The organism is Natrinema sp. H-ect1 (assembly GCF_041821105.1).
Classification (GTDB): Archaea; Halobacteriota; Halobacteria; order Halobacteriales; family Natrialbaceae; genus Natrinema; species Natrinema thermotolerans.
In genome coordinates this window covers 158,581-174,703 of the sequence record NZ_JBGUBA010000001.1, presented here as the reverse complement: position 1 = coordinate 174,703, position 16,123 = coordinate 158,581, and the positions used below count along the sequence as shown (strand labels likewise).

The 16,123-nt window shown below is 65.6% G+C and carries 21 protein-coding genes, 1 tRNA gene and 2 pseudogenes; 12 read left to right on the top strand and 12 right to left on the bottom strand.

Features of this window, described 5'->3' with window-relative positions:
* Positions 1 to 66: 66 nt before the first annotated feature.
* Positions 67 to 711 (top strand): type I restriction enzyme HsdR N-terminal domain-containing protein, encoded by a 645-nt coding sequence (locus ACERIM_RS00925; protein ID WP_049964453.1) that lies wholly within the window; start codon positions 67 to 69, stop codon positions 709 to 711.
* Between the two features lie 351 nt (positions 712 to 1,062).
* Here the strand turns inward: ACERIM_RS00925 and ACERIM_RS00920 are convergent.
* Together ACERIM_RS00920 and ACERIM_RS00915 are read right to left on the bottom strand one after the other, a co-directional pair.
* Positions 1,063 to 1,146, bottom strand: a tRNA-Ser gene (locus ACERIM_RS00920).
* 41 nt (positions 1,147 to 1,187) lie between these two features.
* Positions 1,188 to 1,928 carry a hypothetical protein gene (locus ACERIM_RS00915; protein ID WP_373630768.1) on the bottom strand — a complete coding sequence of 247 codons (741 nt, stop codon included), beginning with the start codon at positions 1,926 to 1,928 and terminating at the stop codon, positions 1,188 to 1,190.
* 104 nt (positions 1,929 to 2,032) lie between these two features.
* On the opposite strand from ACERIM_RS00915, the gene ACERIM_RS00910 reads away from it, so the two are divergent.
* Positions 2,033 to 2,251 (top strand): hypothetical protein, encoded by a 219-nt coding sequence (locus ACERIM_RS00910; protein WP_373630766.1) that lies wholly within the window; start codon positions 2,033 to 2,035, stop codon positions 2,249 to 2,251.
* Between the two features lie 24 nt (positions 2,252 to 2,275).
* On the opposite strand, the gene ACERIM_RS00905 is transcribed toward ACERIM_RS00910, so the two are convergent.
* From ACERIM_RS00905 to ACERIM_RS00885, 5 genes are all read right to left on the bottom strand, one after another.
* On the bottom strand, positions 2,276 to 2,878 hold the full coding sequence (locus tag ACERIM_RS00905) for a uracil-DNA glycosylase family protein (RefSeq protein ID WP_373631389.1): 603 nt from the start codon (positions 2,876 to 2,878) through the stop codon (positions 2,276 to 2,278).
* A gap of 107 nt (positions 2,879 to 2,985) precedes the next feature.
* Entirely contained in the window at positions 2,986 to 3,234 is a 249-nt protein-coding gene (locus tag ACERIM_RS00900; RefSeq protein ID WP_373630764.1) for a hypothetical protein, read from the bottom strand.
* Positions 3,231 to 4,307 carry an Mrp/NBP35 family ATP-binding protein gene (locus tag ACERIM_RS00895; protein WP_373630762.1) on the bottom strand — a complete coding sequence of 359 codons (1,077 nt, stop codon included), beginning with the start codon at positions 4,305 to 4,307 and terminating at the stop codon, positions 3,231 to 3,233. Before ACERIM_RS00895 ends, ACERIM_RS00900 begins: the two co-directional genes overlap by 4 nt.
* A 112-nt stretch (positions 4,308 to 4,419) precedes the next feature.
* Complete coding sequence (locus ACERIM_RS00890; RefSeq protein ID WP_373630759.1) at positions 4,420 to 5,235, bottom strand: aminoglycoside N(3)-acetyltransferase; 816 nt, start codon at positions 5,233 to 5,235, stop codon at positions 4,420 to 4,422.
* A 42-nt stretch (positions 5,236 to 5,277) separates the two neighbouring features.
* Positions 5,278 to 5,601: a hypothetical protein gene (locus ACERIM_RS00885; protein WP_373630757.1), complete on the bottom strand. Its 324-nt coding sequence runs from the start codon at positions 5,599 to 5,601 to the stop codon at positions 5,278 to 5,280.
* A gap of 217 nt (positions 5,602 to 5,818) precedes the next feature.
* Between ACERIM_RS00885 and ACERIM_RS00880 the strand changes: the two are divergent.
* The 3 genes and pseudogenes from ACERIM_RS00880 to ACERIM_RS00870 all read left to right on the top strand — a co-directional run.
* Positions 5,819 to 6,097 (top strand): annotated as a pseudogene (locus ACERIM_RS00880) (DUF5783 family protein); the annotation flags it as partial.
* 67 nt (positions 6,098 to 6,164) lie between these two features.
* Positions 6,165 to 7,016, top strand: a complete 852-nt coding sequence (locus tag ACERIM_RS00875) for a translation initiation factor eIF-2B (protein ID WP_373630756.1) — start codon at positions 6,165 to 6,167, stop codon at positions 7,014 to 7,016.
* Between the two features lie 112 nt (positions 7,017 to 7,128).
* Positions 7,129 to 8,421: a TIGR00341 family protein gene (locus ACERIM_RS00870; RefSeq protein WP_373630754.1), complete on the top strand. Its 1,293-nt coding sequence runs from the start codon at positions 7,129 to 7,131 to the stop codon at positions 8,419 to 8,421.
* A 5-nt stretch (positions 8,422 to 8,426) separates the two neighbouring features.
* On the opposite strand, the gene ACERIM_RS00865 is transcribed toward ACERIM_RS00870, so the two are convergent.
* A complete protein-coding gene (locus ACERIM_RS00865) occupies positions 8,427 to 9,122 on the bottom strand; it encodes a ThuA domain-containing protein (protein ID WP_373630752.1) in 696 nt (231 codons plus the stop codon).
* A gap of 277 nt (positions 9,123 to 9,399) precedes the next feature.
* Between ACERIM_RS00865 and ACERIM_RS00860 the strand changes: the two genes are divergently transcribed.
* Positions 9,400 to 10,524 carry a Gfo/Idh/MocA family protein gene (locus ACERIM_RS00860; protein WP_373630750.1) on the top strand — a complete coding sequence of 375 codons (1,125 nt, stop codon included), beginning with the start codon at positions 9,400 to 9,402 and terminating at the stop codon, positions 10,522 to 10,524.
* Positions 10,525 to 10,689: 165 nt separating this feature from the next.
* Here the strand turns inward: ACERIM_RS00860 and psmB are convergent, their stop codons facing one another.
* The 3 genes and pseudogenes from psmB to ACERIM_RS00845 form a co-directional block, all read right to left on the bottom strand.
* On the bottom strand, positions 10,690 to 11,421 hold the full coding sequence (psmB, locus tag ACERIM_RS00855) for an archaeal proteasome endopeptidase complex subunit beta (RefSeq protein WP_373630749.1): 732 nt from the start codon (positions 11,419 to 11,421) through the stop codon (positions 10,690 to 10,692).
* 177 nt (positions 11,422 to 11,598) lie between these two features.
* Positions 11,599 to 11,991, bottom strand: a complete 393-nt coding sequence (locus ACERIM_RS00850) for a helix-turn-helix domain-containing protein (protein WP_006648937.1) — start codon at positions 11,989 to 11,991, stop codon at positions 11,599 to 11,601.
* Positions 11,992 to 12,011: 20 nt separating this feature from the next.
* Positions 12,012 to 12,307 (bottom strand): annotated as a pseudogene (locus tag ACERIM_RS00845) (DUF6516 family protein).
* A gap of 151 nt (positions 12,308 to 12,458) precedes the next feature.
* Here ACERIM_RS00845 and ACERIM_RS00840 point away from each other — a divergent pair.
* The gene (locus ACERIM_RS00840) at positions 12,459 to 12,719 is read left to right on the top strand and encodes a hypothetical protein (protein ID WP_373630748.1); all 261 of its coding nucleotides are present in this window, start codon (positions 12,459 to 12,461) and stop codon (positions 12,717 to 12,719) included.
* A 7-nt stretch (positions 12,720 to 12,726) separates the two neighbouring features.
* Positions 12,727 to 13,032, top strand: coding sequence for a hypothetical protein (locus ACERIM_RS00835; protein WP_373630746.1), 306 nt, complete (start codon positions 12,727 to 12,729; stop codon positions 13,030 to 13,032).
* Positions 13,033 to 13,156: 124 nt separating this feature from the next.
* Here ACERIM_RS00835 and ACERIM_RS00830 read toward each other — a convergent pair whose 3' ends face one another.
* The gene (locus ACERIM_RS00830) at positions 13,157 to 13,327 is read right to left on the bottom strand and encodes a hypothetical protein (protein WP_006181765.1); all 171 of its coding nucleotides are present in this window, start codon (positions 13,325 to 13,327) and stop codon (positions 13,157 to 13,159) included.
* 362 nt (positions 13,328 to 13,689) lie between these two features.
* Here ACERIM_RS00830 and ACERIM_RS00825 point away from each other — a divergent pair, with 362 nt between their 5' ends.
* The 4 genes from ACERIM_RS00825 (at position 13,690) to ACERIM_RS00810 (ending at position 15,989) form a co-directional block, all read left to right on the top strand.
* Positions 13,690 to 14,046 carry a DUF555 domain-containing protein gene (locus ACERIM_RS00825; RefSeq protein ID WP_006181764.1) on the top strand — a complete coding sequence of 119 codons (357 nt, stop codon included), beginning with the start codon at positions 13,690 to 13,692 and terminating at the stop codon, positions 14,044 to 14,046.
* A gap of 63 nt (positions 14,047 to 14,109) precedes the next feature.
* The gene (locus tag ACERIM_RS00820) at positions 14,110 to 14,649 is read left to right on the top strand and encodes a CBS domain-containing protein (RefSeq protein WP_006648935.1); all 540 of its coding nucleotides are present in this window, start codon (positions 14,110 to 14,112) and stop codon (positions 14,647 to 14,649) included.
* A gap of 142 nt (positions 14,650 to 14,791) precedes the next feature.
* A complete protein-coding gene (locus ACERIM_RS00815; protein WP_006648934.1) occupies positions 14,792 to 15,034 on the top strand; it encodes a hypothetical protein in 243 nt (80 codons plus the stop codon).
* A 58-nt stretch (positions 15,035 to 15,092) separates the two neighbouring features.
* Positions 15,093 to 15,989, top strand: a complete 897-nt coding sequence (locus ACERIM_RS00810; RefSeq protein ID WP_373630744.1) for a universal stress protein — start codon at positions 15,093 to 15,095, stop codon at positions 15,987 to 15,989.
* Positions 15,990 to 16,123 lie beyond the last annotated feature (134 nt).

The window sequence follows — 16,123 nt, the reverse complement described above, 5'->3', positions numbered from 1 at the left end:
CGAGAGTGGACCACGGGACGGCCTTTCTTTCGAAACGCTCTTCTCGAGTACTAGAATAGACGCGTTATGGAGACCGACCCCGAATTCTTGCTCGAAACCTCCGAATTTACCGACGTGTTGAACGATATCGGTGCGATCGTCTCGCGGGATTTTTCTGAGGACGAAGTGCAGATGGTCTTTCTCAACGAGGGATACTTCCAACTGTTAGGGTACGAGCGGGTCGGGACGGACCTCCGGAGCGAATACGCGGTTCCGAGTGGCTACGTCGACTACATCACGTCCGGAAAGGGGAATACGATCCGAGACACGAAGACGGTCGTATACGAGTTCAAAGGACCAGAGCGAACGTTAGAGAACCATCTCGATCAGCTGAACGGATACATCGACGACACCGGTGCTAAGTTCGGCGTGCTAACGAACGGGCTGCAGTTGCAACTCTACCAGAACGATCCAACTGGACCGAAGAAGATACTCGACTTCGAGTTGGAGGCAGCGACCGAAACGGAAGCGAGTGCCATCGTTCTGTTCCTGGGATACTGGAGTATTCAGGAACAAAACATCAAACCAGTCGCGGAAAAGACGGCGAAAGAGGTCGTCGATTCGATACCCGAAGACCTACACATCGATTTCTCGGAAGCCGGCGTCGAACTGTTTGCCGAACACCTCGCTCGGTATTTGAAGCGGGAATTCGAGAAGGAACCGCGCTCCTGAGTCGTTGTACCGATACGCTCGCTGAACGAAGCCTGAGAGTTTCACTCGTTGATTCAAATCCCACCGTTTCGTTTTCCGCTCGAGAGACTCCTCGTGGTTCGAAAGACGCTGGGCGTCTTTCGTCATCACGAAACGGCTTCACCGTTTCGAACGACTTCGCTCGTCGTATCGTACTCGTGAGAAGACGGTGGGGATGGGATTTGAACCACGCCCGAGAACCTGCTCACTACGCTCGCAGAACCTCGGTCTAATTCAAATCCATCTTGACGCTTTGCTCCTCACGTCCGTTCATCTTGAGAACGGAGTTCTCACGGGCGTTCGCTCGCATTACTCGCGAACGCGTCGCAAAAGCGGTGGGGATGGGATTTGAACCCATGAGGCTTGACAGCCACCTGCTCTCAAGGCAGGCGCGTTGGGCCGCTCTGCCACCCCACCTCACCTATCGCTTCCGCACACGCTCAAAAAGGGTTGTCGGTCTACGCGCGCTCGAGCGTCCCGTCCTCACCGACCCGAAGTCCCAGTTCGCCCACGAGCGCCGCAGTCGCCTCGGCACTCGGCCGACCGGCCGCGCGTCGTGCCTCGAGGCCGGCGATGGTCTCACGGAGTCCGGCCGGCGTCCGGATCGTCGGCAGCATCGGCGCGAACCCGACGCCGAGGCCGGCGTCGGCCCCCCGTCGAGCCAGCGTCGACAGTTCGGGCGGCGTGTGGGCGTCGGTGAAGTCGATCGGCTCGGAAAAGCCCGCGAAGTAGACGCTGCCGCCGGTCGAGGGCCCAAGGACGACGTCGTCCCGGCGCAGCGACATCGCCGCGCCGTCGATTTCCGTCCGATTGACCAGCGGTGCCGTCGGCTCGAGGACGCCGACGCTCTGGGCCTCCTCCTGCTCGAGCAGGTGAGTGACCGTGTTGCCCACGCGAGCCGAACGGCTCGAGCCGACCTGGCGCTCGAACCGGACCGCGGCGTCCTCGCCGAAGGCCTCGACGACCAGCGCCCGGACCTCGGCCTCGGGGTCGCCGTCAGCGTGGGTCTCGGGGAGGGTCCCGGCGTCACGGTAATTGACCAGGAGGTCGCCCCCGCTCGAGGCGACGGCCCGGCAGACATCGGCGACGGCGGCTTCGTAGAGGGACGTGGCCTCGGAGTCGGTCAGCGGCGACTTGTCGGCGAGCGCGGACAGGACGAGTCCGTCCCGCGGCGGGTCGACCGGAACGACGACGATCATGGCCGGTACTCCACGGTCGCGGTCCTTGAACGCGGCGCTTCCCGAGGGTGGGTACCGGCGTCGAAAGACCACGAATTATAGTGGGGGAGTGCGTGCGAGTCGGTATGGACGAACGTTCGATCGCTGGACTGGTCGCGACGGCCGTCATCGCCGCGCTGGCGGTCTTCGGCCTGTACGGGTTCACAACCGGCTATCTGCTCGACTCGCCCGGCGAGTACCTCGCGCCGTCGATGGGCGTCCTCGCCGTCGCCGCCGTCGCCGTCGCCGCGCTGATCGCCTCGGGCATCGGCTCGGGCCGCTGGCGCGAGAACCCCTACTGGTAGCGCCGCTCGATCACCGCCGCTTCCTTACCGTTCCTGTCGCCCCTTCGTCTGCCGATAGTCCGACGCCATCAGCTCGACGAACGCCTCGAGCCAGTTCTGGGTCTGCTCGGCGGTCTGCTCGCGGGGCTCGATCATCGGGACGAGTTCGAAGCCCCGACCCCGGATGCGCCGCGCGTGATCGTCCGGGAACCCGAGGTCCGCCGCGGGCGTCGTGGTGTACTCGCGGCCGAGTTCCGAGAGCGTGCGCTCGCCGACCGGAATCAGGATCTCGGGGTTTATCATCCGGATCTCGGCGCTGAGATACGGCTCGCAGGTGTCGACCTCCGCGTCGGTCGGTCGGCGGTCGGGGTCGCGACAGCGCGTGAGATGCGTCACGTAGACGTTCTCGAGGGCGGGCGCGTCGGCCGGCGAGTCGACGGCACAGAGGCCGAGTCGCTCGAGCATCCGCCGGAGCCCACCGTCGCCGTCGCTCCCGCCTGCGCCGGCGAAGGGGATGCCCGTTTCGTCGGCCCGTGTGGTCGGCCGCTCGCCGACGAACAGGAAGTCCGCAGCCACGTCGCCGTAGCCGTGGACGACCCGCTCGCGCGTCTCACAGAGCGCCGGACAGTTCCGGCAGTCTTCGTCCATGCCGTAGGGGTTCGCTCGAGACCGTTGATTCGCGTCCACAGTGGCCCCTCGAGGCGGATCGACAAAAGCGCCGCGCCGAGCGATCGGCCGCGATCGCCGCTGTCCGCTCAGCGGCCGAGGCCGCCGCGCTCGTTGACCTCGAGAATGAACTTGACGTTGCGGACGATCTCCTCGGGCGAGGTCTCTTCGTCCTCGTCGTAGAGGTCGCTGGTCCGGTAGAGGATGTTCGCGAGCTGTTTGCTCTCGCTGGTCTCGCCGCGGACGTCGTCGGCGATCTCCCGCAGCCGGTCTACGCGTTCGGGGTCGGGCTCGAACTCGTCAGCCCCGGCGTCGTCCGCCTCACTGCCGTCGGTCATCGGTCGGGGGAGGCGGCCTCGTTGCGCCGGCTCTGGGAGATCGCCTGTCGGTGGACGATCCCGGTGTTGTTGGCGACGTTCTCGGTGATGGTCCGGACGGCGTCGCTGGTCGCGTCGTCGTCTTTCAGCACCGTCGGCTTGCCGCCGTCGCCGCCCTCGCGGACGGCCGGATCGAGCGGGATCGAACCGAGGAACGGCAGTTCGTGTTCCTCGGCGAAGTCCTCGCCGCCGCCGGAGCCGAAGATATCGTGTTCGCCGCCACAATCGGGACAGGCGAACGTCGACATGTTCTCGGCGATCCCCAACACGACGGTGTCGTGTTTGGCGAACATCTCGAGGCCCTTGCGGGCGTCGTCCAGCGCGACGTCCTGGGGCGTCGTGACGATGACCGCGCCGGTGACGGGCATGGTCTGGAGCATCGTCAGTTGGGTGTCGCCGGTCCCCGGCGGGAGGTCGACGACGAGGTAGTCGAGGTGGCCCCACTCGACGTCTTCCGTGAGTTGGGTGATGACCTTGTGGACCATCGGACCGCGCCAGATGACGGGGTCGTCCTCGCCGGTCAGGAATGCCATGCTCATCAGCTTCACGCCGTACTTCTCGGGCGGGACGAGCGTCTCGTCCTCGGTGGCCATCGGCGGCTCGTCGGCGTCGACCATCCGCGGCACGTTCGGCCCGTAGACGTCGGCGTCGAAGAGGCCGACTCGAGCGCCGAGTTGCGAGAGTCCGGCCGCGAGGTTGACCGCGACGGTCGACTTGCCGACGCCACCTTTCCCGGAGGCGACGGCGATGACGTTCTTGACGTTCGGCAGCACCTGATCCTCGCTCGTGAGGTCGTCGCGGTCCGGGACGCTGGCGGTCAGGTCCGGCTCGAGGCCCGCGTCGGTCAGCGCCTCGCGGACGGCGGCGGCAATGTCGCTCTCGCTCGGGGAGTAGGGAGCGCCGAGTGCGAGATCGATCGCGACCTCGTCGCCGTCGACCGTGATGTCGTTGACCAGTCCGAGCGACACGATATCGTCGCCGAGTTCCGGATCCTCGACCGTCCGGAGGCGGTCGCGAACGGCGGCTTCGTCCATGTCGGTAGGTTCGTCCGACGGTCGAAAAGGGTTGTGTTCACCGGAAGCGGCCGTCGCCGCCGGGCTCGAGGGAGCGACGGCGACGTGGAGCGGTGGATCGCGAACGGGTCGCTTACTCTCGCGTCGCCTCAAACCAGTCGACGGCGAAGTCGACGAGTGGACGCTGCTCGAGCAGTTTTGCGTCGCCAACACCCACCTCGCCGGTTTCGAACGCGTCCGGGTGGGCACGTTCGAAGGCCTCGCCGCAGTCCGGGTAGTCGCCGTCGTCGATATCGAGGTCCGCCCACTCGATCCACTCGCGTTCGCCGTCGACGACCACTGCGCTGGCGTGGCTCGTCTGCTCGAGGTCGATGTCGGCGCGATACTCGGCGAGATGCAGCGAGGTGTTCGTCGCGTGAGTAGTGCCCAGAAACAGGATCCGCCCCTCGAGGTCGTAGAGCCGAGCAAGCGGCGACGACTCGCCGAGTGAGTCGTCGTACGGGTGTTCCTCAGTAACGAACTCGGCGTCGGCACCCCACGCGGCGAAGGAGTGTTGTGGGTGGGCGCTCCGGCGGACGCCGGGATACGAGCGGAAGCATTCGGCGATAGCGCCCATCCCCTGGGTCGGCGTCACGGCGGGTCGGTACGGCGGCAGCTCCTCGCGGATCGTCTCGTACCAGGCGTCGGGCACCGGCGGGTGTCCCATGTTCGTGGGGTCCCTGTTGCCGGGCGAGTGCGTCGGCATCACGAGGGTGCCGTCCTCGCCGATCACGCGCTGAAGGGCGTCGACTACGGCGGGAGCGCCGCCACAGACCCACCCCAGGGCGGACAGTGACCCGTGGACCAGCACCGTCTCCCCGGCGACTATGCCGAGATCGCGGAGATCCGTCGTCAGCGACTCGACCGTGATCGGTTCCGACGATCGCTCTTCGGGGAGCGGATCGCTCATGGGCCGACGTGGGCCAGTCACGGCATAAGTTTCGTGGCGGGGTCAGCCGTTGAAGTCGAACCGCGGCCCGCCGTAAGTCGGCGGCTCCGGCTCGAGTTCGACCCCCTGCTCGTAGCGGACGAAGTTCAGATAGAACGGGCGGCCACAGCCCGCGACCGGCTCGCCCTCGAGGTCGGTGACGGGGCCGTCCTCGCCACAGACGAATTCGATCCCGTCGGCCGATTCGCGGTCGGGATCGTCCGGGTTCGCGTACTCCCAGCCCGGCTGGCGGATTTTGGTGACCGACCGATCGGCTAGATCCGGCGGCCGCTCGAGGCTGACCATGGCGTTGCAGTGGGGACAGGTGTAGCGGACGGTGACGGTCATGGGGCGGGCTAGGGGCTGAGGCAACCTATACCGTTCGCCGGTGGCCGATGTCGGTTCCGAACGGTTTCCCCGCTCGCGCTCCGATGCTCTGCTATGACCGAGTTCGACCCCGAGAAGTTCGAGGAAAAGTACGTCTCCGATCCTGTCGGCTGTAAGTCAGTGTAGCGATTTGCCGGGCCATTCCCGGCGAATCGCGTAACCGGTACAGCCGACAGGATACTTCGAGGAACTCGAGGCGGCCTATTCGAGCGCCTACCAGCAACTACACGGCCAATACGATTCCCGGGTCCTCAAAGCGATCGATCGACAGGTGTTGAGCGAGAGCGAACCGTTCTATGAGGGCGCGGGCGCGTTCCGCGTCGAACTCCCGGAGAACCCGCGGGAGCGAGTCGGGCCGGCCGCCGACCACGAGCAGTTCGACGTCGTCCTCGAGACGCTCGTCGATCGGATCGAAGCCGAGCTGCGGAATCAGTTCGAGTTCGACGAGACCGAGTGACGGCGGGGCGAGCATCCACCTGAGAGTACCCGGAACACCTTTGCCGCTCACGGAAAACCGTGTAGGTATGATCGACGAGACGGCCGAGGAGATCCGGGAGATGCAGACCCACAGTTCCTCGGTGGTTGCGGTCCGTGCCGCCCAGGCCCTAGCAGAGTTGACCGAGCGCGAGTTCGCCACCGTCGAGGAGTACGTCCGCGCCCTCGAGCGCAACGGCTCCGTGCTGCGGGGGGCAAACCCCTCCCACGCCTCCCTGCAAAACGCCGTTCGGGACGTCGTCGACGCCGTGACCGACGCCGACCCGGACGACGTCGCGGCGGCCCAGCGCCTCACCAGCGAGCGGATCGACGCAGTCGTCTCGCGGATCGAGTCCGGCAAGCAACTGGCCGCCGAAAACGCCGTCGATGTCCTCGAAGACGGCGCGACGCTTTTGGTCCACGACTACTCCTCGACGGTTCAGGCGGCCCTCGAGCAAGCGACCGACGCGGGCAAGACCTTCGAGGTGTACGTCACCGAGGCCCGACCGCGGTATCTCGGGCGCAAGACCGCGCGGGAACTGGCCGCCATGGACGGCGTCGACGCGACGCTGATCACCGACGGCGCACACGGGATCTACCTCGAGGAGTGTGACCGGGTCGTCGTCGGCATGGACTGTATCGTCGACGAGACGCTGTATAACCGGGTCGGGACCTTCCCGCTCGCGTCGACGGCCGACCGGCTCGACGTGCCGGTCACCGTCCTCGGGGCGTCCTCGAAGATCGTCGCCGAGGGGTTCGTCTTCGAGAACGAACACCGGCCCGGCAGCGAGGTAATGGCCGAACCAGCCGACGGGTTCGCCGTCGAGAACCCCGCCTACGATGCCACTCCGGTGGACTTGCTCGAGAGCGTCGTCACCGACGAGGGCCGCCAGCAGTTCTGAGTCCGGACCACGACACCTCGTCCCCGGTACCGCTCCCGCCAGAACCGTCGGTACAGCTGGTAGTCGTCACGGTGTGACAATAGCCTATGTCTTTCCTTGTCATACACCCCGTATGCGTCTCATACAGGTCTTCGTGCCGCAGGGCGAGTTGGATCTCGTCCTCGAGACGGCGGACGAAGCCGGTGTCGATTACAGCGTCTCCCGGGATACGGACCGCGGCGAGTTCGAGGCCGTCGTCTCGATTCCGCTTTCGCCGTCAGGTGTCGAACCGCTGCTGTCCGATCTCCGAGACGCGGGCCTCGACGAACGGTCGTACACGGTCGTCACGGCGGCCGAGGTGATCGTTTCGAGTCGAACCGACGCCGTCTCCGGATCGGCTTCCGGGACGCGGATCTCCCGGGAAGAACTCCGGGCACGAGCGGCCGACCTCGCGCCCGCGGCGTCGACGTACTTCAGCCTGCTCGTCGTGAGTACGGCGATCGCGACGGCGGGACTGTTGCTGGACTCGGCGGCGACGATCATCGGCGCAATGGTCGTCGCCCCGCTGATGGGGCCCGCACTCGCGGCGAGCGTCGGCGTGATCGTCGACGACGAGTCGCTCGCGACGCGCGGCGTCGTCCTGCAGGGGGCCGGGCTGGTCGTCGCGATCGCGACGGCGGCGCTGATCGGGTGGGCACTCAGGGGGACGGTGTTGCTCCCACCGGGGTTCGACATCACGACGGTACCCCAGATCCACGAGCGGATCACGCCGAACGTTCTCGCGTTGTTTCTCGCGCTGGGCTCGGGCGTGGCCGCCGTCGTCAGCCTCACTCGGAACGTCGGCTCGGTCCTCGTCGGCGTTGCGATCGCCGTCGCGCTCGTTCCCCCCGCCGCCACCGCGGGGCTCGGAATCGCCTGGGGGAACCCAGAAGTCGTCGTCACCGCCGGAACGCTCGTTCTCGTGAACATGCTCTCGATCAACCTCACGGCGCTGTTGCTGCTGTGGGCGTCCGGCTACCGACCGCACCGGGCCGCGGACATCGAGCGCGTCTACGGTCGCCTTCGCTCCCGAATCGTCGTCCTCCTCGTGGCGATCGTCGTTCTCTCCGTCGTCCTCGGCGGCGTCACGTACGGGACGTACCGCACTGCCGCCGTCGAACACGATGCGAAGACCGAACTCGAGGCGATGAGCGACGAGGAGTGGGCTAGCGAAGCCGGGCTGACTTTCCGAGAGAGCGACGTCGACTACGAACTCATCGACGTCTACACCGGCGATCGGCCCGTCATCACCGTTCTCGTCGAACGACCGCCGGGCGAGGTGCTCCCGGGCGATTTCGCCGACGACGTCCGCGACCGGCTGGAGGCGGCGGTCGGCGTCGATCTCGAGGTCGTCGTTGAACTGGTCGATACGCAGCGAAGCGGCTGAGGGGCCTACTCGCGCTCCCCGAACGTCCGCGGCGAGCCTTCGGTCGGGGCCGCCCATGCGACGGCGTTGCGTAGGACGCGCTGAACCCCCTCGTTCTCGTAGATCGGATACGTCTCGTGGCCCGGCCGGAAGTAGAAGATCCGGCCGTTTCCTCGTCGGTAACAGCAGCCGCTGCGAAACACCTCCCCGCCCGCGAACCAGCTGACGAACACCAGCCGGTCGGGTTCGGGGACGTCGAACGGCTCGCCGTACATCTCCGTCTCGGGGAGGGTGATCGATTCCGCGAGGCCGTCGGCGATCGGATGGCCGGGATCGACGACCCAGAGCCGCTCCGTCTCGCCGTCCTCGCGATACTGTAAGCGACAGGACGTTCCCATGAGCCGTGTGAACGGCTTCGAGTAGTGAGCCGAGTGCAACGGAACGAACCCCATCCCCTCGAGAACCTGATCTCGGACCCGCTCGGCGACGCCGTCCGCGACCTCGTCGTGGGCCTCGTGGCCCCACCACAGGAGGACGTCCGTCGTCTCGAGGACGTCCGCGGTGAGCCCGTGGTCGGGTTCGTCGAGCGTCGCGGTCCGGACATCGTGGTCGGCGGCGAGGGCCTCGGCGATCGTCTCGTGGATGCCGTTGGGGTAGACCGCCGCGGCGTCGCTGTCCTCCCGTTCGTGGCGGTACTCGTTCCAAACGGTGACTGCGACCATGACCGGGCGGTCGGGGCTCGAGTCCTTAGCACGCTCGGTCAGTGCGCTGACTGGTCATCCGAAAGATGCTATTTATTCACTGAATAAGGAAATTCACGCAAAAATAGTATAGTAAAACCCGAAGTGCAAAACGCTCACACGCATTAATCGGTCATAACCCTTATTTTGGTCGCCGACCGCTTCTGCCTATGGAACGGGATCGAACACAAGCGACATCGAAACGGCACCTTTCTCACTGCGAGCCGTTCGCCGATGCGACGGGATCGGGGGTTGGACGATGATCGGCGGCGGAATCGGGGTTGGCGTCGTCGGTCTCGGCGGGATGGGGACCCTCCACGCGCGCAGCGTCCGCGACCTCGGTGCTGAGGTCGTCGCCGGCGCGGACCTCGTCCCCGAGCAGCGCGACCGCTTCGCCGAGGAGTTCGGCGCACGGACCTACGAGACCCACGACGACCTCCTCGAGGACGAAGCGGTCGACGCCGTCATCGTGACGACGCCCAACCGGTTCCACGAACCCATCGCCGTCGCGGCCCTCGAGGCCGACTGCGACGTCCTCGTCGAGAAACCGCTCGCACACACCCTCGAGAGCGCGGAACGGATCGCCGAAGCGGCCGCCCGCGCGGACGGGATCTGCATGGTCGGCTTTCACAACCGCCACGCCGCATCGATGGCCATGTTCGACGAACAACACGCCCGCGGTCGGTTCGGCGATCTCACCCACGTCGAGGCCGACTACGTCCGCCGGCGTGGCGTCCCCGGTCCCGGCTCGTGGTTTACCGATTCCGAACTCGCCGGCGGCGGTGCCCTCCTCGACATCGGCGTTCACGCGCTCGATCTCGCGCTCTACGCGCTCGATTTCCCCGACATCGCCGAGGTCAGCGGCGTCACCCGGACCACGTTCGGGACCAGCGAGGAGTACGCCGACCCCGAGGGCTTCGGCGACAACTGGGACGCCGAGGCCGAGACCTACGAGGTCGACGACTCCGTCAGTGCCTTCATCCGAACCGACGACGGGCGAACCATCTCGCTCGAGGCCGCGTGGGCGACCAACCGCGAGGAGAGCATGGACTTCAAAGTCCGCGGCACGGCGGCGGGCGCCCAGTTCGACATCGGTGACACGAACCTGCAGATCCTCGAGTCCGGTACCGCCGGTGCCGACCACTACACCGACGTGGACATGACCGGCGATTCGGCGATGACCGGCTACGCCGAACAGGACGCACAGTTCCTCGATGCCGTCTCGTCGGGTACGACGCCGGAGTCGAACACCGTCGAGGAGGCCCTGACCGTCCAGCGGGTCATCGACGCCATCTATCGCTCGAGCGAGTCCGGACGGTCGGTGACGCTTGCGGAGTCGACGCTGACGGACGCCGAGATCGAGCAGGCGACGCGACTGGAGTGATCGGTTCGATCGTTCTGCGGTCCGGTTTCGATGGTCCGTTTCGATAGGCGACGACAACCGCGCAGCGGGACGACCGACACCGTCGAACGGACCCTGGGACGAGTCGCTCGAGAAGGTCGGGACTCCTCGTCGGTAAAAACGCAAAATCGCCCGGTTCGTCCGTGATTAGAGAACGTCGTCGAAGTCGTGGTGACCGTGGATGTCGACGCCCTCGTCGGTGATCTCACAGAGGAAGACGCCGTTGCCGGAGCCGGTGTCGCGCTCGACGGCGGACTTGATGCCGCGGGCAGCGACGGTCTTGGCTTCCTCGGTGGACATGTCCGGTTCGTAGGCCTGCTCTAAGTGCCCGTAGGCGAGTTGCATCCCGCTCCCGGTGACGGTGTAGTCGTCTTCCATGACGCCGCCGGCGGGGTCGATGCTGTAGACGTGGCTGCCCTCGTCGTCGACGCCGCCCAGGATCGGGTGGATGGCGAAGAACGGGCCGCCGCGGGCGAAGTTGCCCGCAAGCGTCGCCAGCGCCTCGATGCTCATGTTCTCGCCGCGGCGGGCCTCGTAGAGGTTGACCTCGGCCCGAAGCGTCGAGATAAAGGACTGGGCCCCACCGACGGAGCCGACGAGCGTTAACGCGGCGGTCGGGTGGATCTGTTCGACCTTCTGGACGTTCTTGTTCGAGACGAACCGCCCGCCGAGGCTGGCGCGCATGTCCGTCGCGATGACGACGCCGTCGGCGGTCGAGATGCCGATCGTCGTCGTTCCCGTCTTGTTGACGTTCTCGAGGTCGGCCTGCGTGAGATCGTTCTCGGGGAGGGAACCGACCTCGGGCTCGTAGGGGCTCGGCTCGTCGGCCAACTGCTCGACCGTCCGGGAGAAATCGGAGTCGTTCGTGGGCGTATGCATTGACCGACATCTACGGCCGGGACGATATAAAACACCGGCGGTCACAACCGTCGTTTCCGCTTCCGACGACGGGTCGAGCCGACGCGTGTCGGACGCCGGCGACGGGCCCCGCTCGAAGACGGACGCCATGATCGTCGCGGTCGTCCACGACAGCTGGAACTGTCAGATCGACGTGCGTCACGCCGGCGCGGTGTCGGGCGAGTGCTGGCCGATCGGGATGTCGACATCGATCTCGTCGTACCAGACGACCGGCCGCTTTGCGCGCCCGTTCTCCTCGAGGTCGACGAGGCCGTAGTCGGCGAGTTCGGTGACGTTGTCGGTCACCTCCGGCGGGTGACGGTCGACGATCCGGGCGAGTTCACGGATGCTCTCGGGTTCGTGATCAGCGATCGCCTCGAGCAGTTCGAGGTTCGTTGGTCGGAAGATCCGGCCGAACGTCTCGAGATCCTCGACAGAGAGCGTCGACGGCTTCGGATCGACACTCTCGCCGGCATCGAGTGCTGCAAGCGTGTCCTCGAGGTCGCTGCGATCGGACGACGAGTTGATTCGGACGTGGAGTGTTCGGGTCATGGGTTTAGGGGGTAGGTCGGTCACCAGTCGGTTCGCTTGTCGAACGGAAGTGCTGCACGCCAGGCGCGATACAGCGTCTGTAGTCCCGGGTAGTCGGTCTCGAATACCCGTGATCCGAGATGCAGTTCGTGGACGCCGTGGTGTTGTCGAACCGGATGATCGGGTCGTCAGCACCGGTGTCACCGTAGTGGAAGGCATATTTGATGCCGTCCGGGAACTTCTCCGACTCAGGGACCGCGAGTATGCGGACGCGGGCGACAGTACCGTCCGCGTAGGCTTCGACCTCGTCGCGAACGACAGTAACGTCCTCGCTCATCCCTGTATGTTAGTATGGATCCTTACATAATAAGTGTTAGGTTGGAAACTAACATAGCCTCGGCCCTCCGAGCCGACGACGTTCACCGCCCCGTGAACTTCGGAATTGTAAGTTAGTTCAAAAGGGGTAGCGCCCGTCACCTCCAGTTGCCATGTCAACGACAACTGATCGCGACCGGCGAGAGATCGAGAGCGACCTCGGGCAGGAAGTCCCGCCCGAAGAGCCAACGCGGGCCACGTTAGAGATCGGGTTACGGTCCCGATGGCGGCCGGACGATCTCGATCAACTCGGCCAGGAAGAGTGGACGCTCGAGTTCAACGACGAGGGAGAGTGCGTCGATTGCGACCCGCCGGCGCGGCTGCTGCCCAGTTGGCTGAACGACACGATGGAACTGGTCCGCGGAGAACTCTGAGAGAACGATGTCACTCGTCGACCATCGGAGCGTCGATCGGTTCGAACTCGGAGGCGTCGAGATCGTCTTCCAGATAGACCCCACCTTTGTCAGTAAGGCGGTAGAGGGCGCAATCGAGCCGTTCAGGAAGTCTGTACTCGACGAGTTTGCGACAGCGATCGCCGGCGTCGCCACAACTGATGTCGATCCGGGGATGTCCCCGTCACGGGAAGTGCGCGAGGCGTCACGTTCCCCTCGTCATTCACCAGTTCCACGATCCGATCGTCGGCAGGCGACCACAGCCACTTCGCCGGCTGACGCAGATCTCGCGTAATCGGGTACGAATCTCGACACCTGGTCGAGGCTGCTCTCCTCGACACGCGAGCGGCCAGTCAGGGGCCGATACCGACTGCTCTGCGTCGGAGTGTTCGCGAAAACGAGCGACTCGAGTCGGGTCCTTAGCGTTGCGTCGATTCGTACGCCCCCTCGACGGTCTCGATGAGGCGGTGGATCGGGAGGGTGAGGCCGGCCTGTCGGGCGGCGATCGCGAGCGGCATCGCGACGATGCCGATCACGATACAGAGCTGGTACAGTGCGAACAGCGTCGCGTGGTACGCGCGGGATATCATCAGCGTTCGTCAGTCCCCAGACGGAGCCCCTATATAAGCCTTTGTGAAAATAGGAAATCATAATGATAGTAAATAGGCTATCGGGTCGACGCCTGCTTGCGATTCAACTACAGTTTCTGCAGGCCCAACTCGAGGCGTACTCGGATCGATCTACGGGTATGTCGGGGGGAATCGATCGGGGGATTTCCCGTAACTTATGCGAATAATGCGATTCACGTGCGCACGGTCGGCCGAAGCCGAGCGGCAGCCGTCGACGCTCGCCCTCGCCCCGAGCGAGTCGCCCGCCGACCCCCTCCGAACGGCCGCGGATAGCGACGCCGACGAACCGCAAGACAGGAAACCCCCCAGAACGACCACCACGTATGGGCAATTATCTCGTCGCGATGGAAGCGGCATGGCTCGTTCGTGACGTCGAGCAGATCGACGACGCGATCGGCGTCGCCGTCAGCGAAGCCGGGAAGCGACTCAACAGCGAAGACATGGACTACGTCGAGGTCGAGGTCGGCGCGACGGGCTGTCCCGCCTGTGGCGAACCCTTCGACTCGGCCTTTATCGCGGCCGACACCGCCTTGGTCGGACTCGCACTCGAGATGGAAGTGTTCAACGCCGACGGCGAGGAACACGCCTCCCGAATCGCGAAAAGCGAGGTCGGCGGCGCGTTGCGGGACGTGCCGCTGTCGGTCGTCGATATCGCCGAAGTCCCCGACGACGACGAGTAGCGACTCGCGACGCGGTGCCGAGGGACCCAAAGCTCTTTCTATAACCCGCAGTTATTGTTCCGTATGGAGCTTCCGACGCCCGCCGACCTGCGCCAACGTCGTACCGACCTCGGACTCACCCAGAGCGAACTCGCCGAGACGGCCGACGTCTCCCAGCCGCTGATCGCCCGCATCGAGGGCGGCGACGTCGACCCACGGCTGTCGACGCTCCGACGGATCGTCAACGCGCTGGAGACGGCCGAGCACGACGTCATCCGCGCCGCGGACCTGATGAACGAGGCAGTCGTCAGCGTCTCGCCCGACGACCCGGTCAGCGAGGCCGCCCAGCGAATGGAGAAGGAGGCCTACTCCCAGCTGGCGGTCATTCAGGACGGGATTCCGGTCGGTTCGATCAGTCAGAGCGACCTCGTCCACCTCGACTCCGAGGACCGCGACGAACCGATCGAGGAACACATGAGCGAGAGCTTCCCGACCGTCTCGAAAGACGCCACGTTGGACGAGATCAGTAACCTGCTCGAGCATTACAAGGCCGTGATGATCACCGAGGCCGGCGAGACCGTCGGGATCATCACCGAGGCCGACGTCGCCGCTCGCCTCTCCTGACGGCCTCCTCGAGTCCATCTCGAGTTCCGTCCGATTGTAGTAAACACCGGTCTTCGGGACCTTCAGTCCTTGTCACGACTCCAGCCGGCTCGGAATCGACGTATGCCCTTTCGAGTCGGGTCCATTACATCCACGTAGGAAGATGGATCACTACGATCGACTGCTCGTCGGCATGTTCGCGTCCCTGCTCCTCGGGGCCGTCCTCGGGCTGTATCTGGCCGTCGACGTTCGGTACGGCCTCCTCGCGGGCGCGCTGCTGTCGACCGGATTCCTCTGGGATGCGATCGTTCGTCGCCCGCCGGTGCCGACGGCAGAGCCCCGATACACGGCGGCGATCGTCCTCTGGCACGGCGCCGTACTCGCCGCGCTCGTCGCCGGCGTGTAGTCCCGGCCCGCAGGATCGACGGGACCGATTTAAGCGACGCGGCCGCGTTTGCTGATTCATGTACGATTCCATTCTCGTTCCGACCGACGGCAGCGATCACGCGGCTCGAGTCGCCGGTCACGCGCTGGGGCTCGCGCGGTGGTTCGACGCGACGGTCCACGTCGTCAGCGTCGTCGACGTGAGCGCTGCGGGCGGCGTCTTCGACGCCGGCGGCGTCAGCCCGGCGTTCGTCGAGCGCCTCAAGGACGAAGCGGCGGCCGCGGTCGAACGAATCGAGACGATGACCGACACCGATCGGGTTCGGTCGGCGGTCCTGAAGGGCAGCCCGGCAGCGACGATCCTCGAGTACGTCGGGGAACACGACATCGATCTCATCGCGATGGGGACTCACGGCCGAACGGGCGTGAACCGCTATCTCACCGGCAGCGTCACCGAACGCGTCGTCCGTCAGTCGGACGTGCCGGTGATGACCGCCCGCGTGACCGAGCGAAGCGAGTGGGCCGGGGGTTACGACGAGATACTGTTGCCGACCGACGGCAGCGAGCCGGCCGCCGCCGCGGTCGACCACGCGCTCGCGATCGCGACGCGGGCGGACGCGACGGTCCACGTCGTCAGCGTCGTCGACGTCAGCACCGTCGCGGGCAGGCCGAGCATCATGGCCCCCAACGATATCCTCGCCCAGTTCGAGTCCGACGCGGAAACCGCGGTCGAAACGGTCGCCACGACGGTGCGGGATGCGGGACTCGACGTCGAGACGCACGTCCAAAAGGACATCCCGTCGCAGGGTCTCCTCGAGTACGTCGATGACCGCGACATCGACCTCGTCGCGATGGGGACCCACGGTCGGACCGGCTTCGATCGAGTCCTCCTGGGGAGTACGACGGCACGGCTCGTCAGACGCGCGCCCGTCCCGGTTCTCGCGGTCCGGCCCGCCGCCGGTTCGGAACCGAACTGATCGCCCTTCTGACACCCAGGTCAAACGGCCGGCGTACTCGCGATCGGATATACGTGACGCTCCTAAGAGCGGATTACCGGACTCAGTACGATACTTCGAACTCTCAATACGAGGCTGCACGAGCCGAAAGGGTG

Coding starts and splice junctions, on each gene's coding strand:
- ACERIM_RS00815 (WP_006648934.1), top strand. CDS start 14,792: ATGGATCACTACGATCGACTGCTCGTCGGCATGTTCGCGTCCCTGCTC.
- ACERIM_RS00890 (WP_373630759.1), bottom strand. CDS start 5,235: ATGAGCGATCCGCTCCCCGAAGAGCGATCGTCGGAACCGATCACGGTC.
- ACERIM_RS00905 (WP_373631389.1), bottom strand. CDS start 2,878: ATGGACGAAGACTGCCGGAACTGTCCGGCGCTCTGTGAGACGCGCGAG.
- ACERIM_RS00915 (WP_373630768.1), bottom strand. CDS start 1,928: ATGATCGTCGTCGTTCCGGTCGACCCGCCGCGGGACGGACTCGTCCTG.
- ACERIM_RS00810 (WP_373630744.1), top strand. CDS start 15,093: ATGTACGATTCCATTCTCGTTCCGACCGACGGCAGCGATCACGCGGCT.
- ACERIM_RS00850 (WP_006648937.1), bottom strand. CDS start 11,991: ATGACCCGAACACTCCACGTCCGAATCAACTCGTCGTCCGATCGCAGC.
- ACERIM_RS00820 (WP_006648935.1), top strand. CDS start 14,110: ATGGAGCTTCCGACGCCCGCCGACCTGCGCCAACGTCGTACCGACCTC.
- ACERIM_RS00835 (WP_373630746.1), top strand. CDS start 12,727: ATGTCACTCGTCGACCATCGGAGCGTCGATCGGTTCGAACTCGGAGGC.
- ACERIM_RS00910 (WP_373630766.1), top strand. CDS start 2,033: ATGGACGAACGTTCGATCGCTGGACTGGTCGCGACGGCCGTCATCGCC.
- psmB (WP_373630749.1), bottom strand. CDS start 11,421: ATGCATACGCCCACGAACGACTCCGATTTCTCCCGGACGGTCGAGCAG.
- ACERIM_RS00875 (WP_373630756.1), top strand. CDS start 6,165: ATGATCGACGAGACGGCCGAGGAGATCCGGGAGATGCAGACCCACAGT.
- ACERIM_RS00825 (WP_006181764.1), top strand. CDS start 13,690: ATGGGCAATTATCTCGTCGCGATGGAAGCGGCATGGCTCGTTCGTGAC.
- ACERIM_RS00895 (WP_373630762.1), bottom strand. CDS start 4,307: ATGGACGAAGCCGCCGTTCGCGACCGCCTCCGGACGGTCGAGGATCCG.
- ACERIM_RS00860 (WP_373630750.1), top strand. CDS start 9,400: ATGATCGGCGGCGGAATCGGGGTTGGCGTCGTCGGTCTCGGCGGGATG.
- ACERIM_RS00865 (WP_373630752.1), bottom strand. CDS start 9,122: ATGGTCGCAGTCACCGTTTGGAACGAGTACCGCCACGAACGGGAGGAC.
- ACERIM_RS00885 (WP_373630757.1), bottom strand. CDS start 5,601: ATGACCGTCACCGTCCGCTACACCTGTCCCCACTGCAACGCCATGGTC.
- ACERIM_RS00830 (WP_006181765.1), bottom strand. CDS start 13,327: ATGATATCCCGCGCGTACCACGCGACGCTGTTCGCACTGTACCAGCTC.
- ACERIM_RS00900 (WP_373630764.1), bottom strand. CDS start 3,234: ATGACCGACGGCAGTGAGGCGGACGACGCCGGGGCTGACGAGTTCGAG.
- ACERIM_RS00870 (WP_373630754.1), top strand. CDS start 7,129: ATGCGTCTCATACAGGTCTTCGTGCCGCAGGGCGAGTTGGATCTCGTC.
- ACERIM_RS00840 (WP_373630748.1), top strand. CDS start 12,459: ATGTCAACGACAACTGATCGCGACCGGCGAGAGATCGAGAGCGACCTC.
- ACERIM_RS00925 (WP_049964453.1), top strand. CDS start 67: ATGGAGACCGACCCCGAATTCTTGCTCGAAACCTCCGAATTTACCGAC.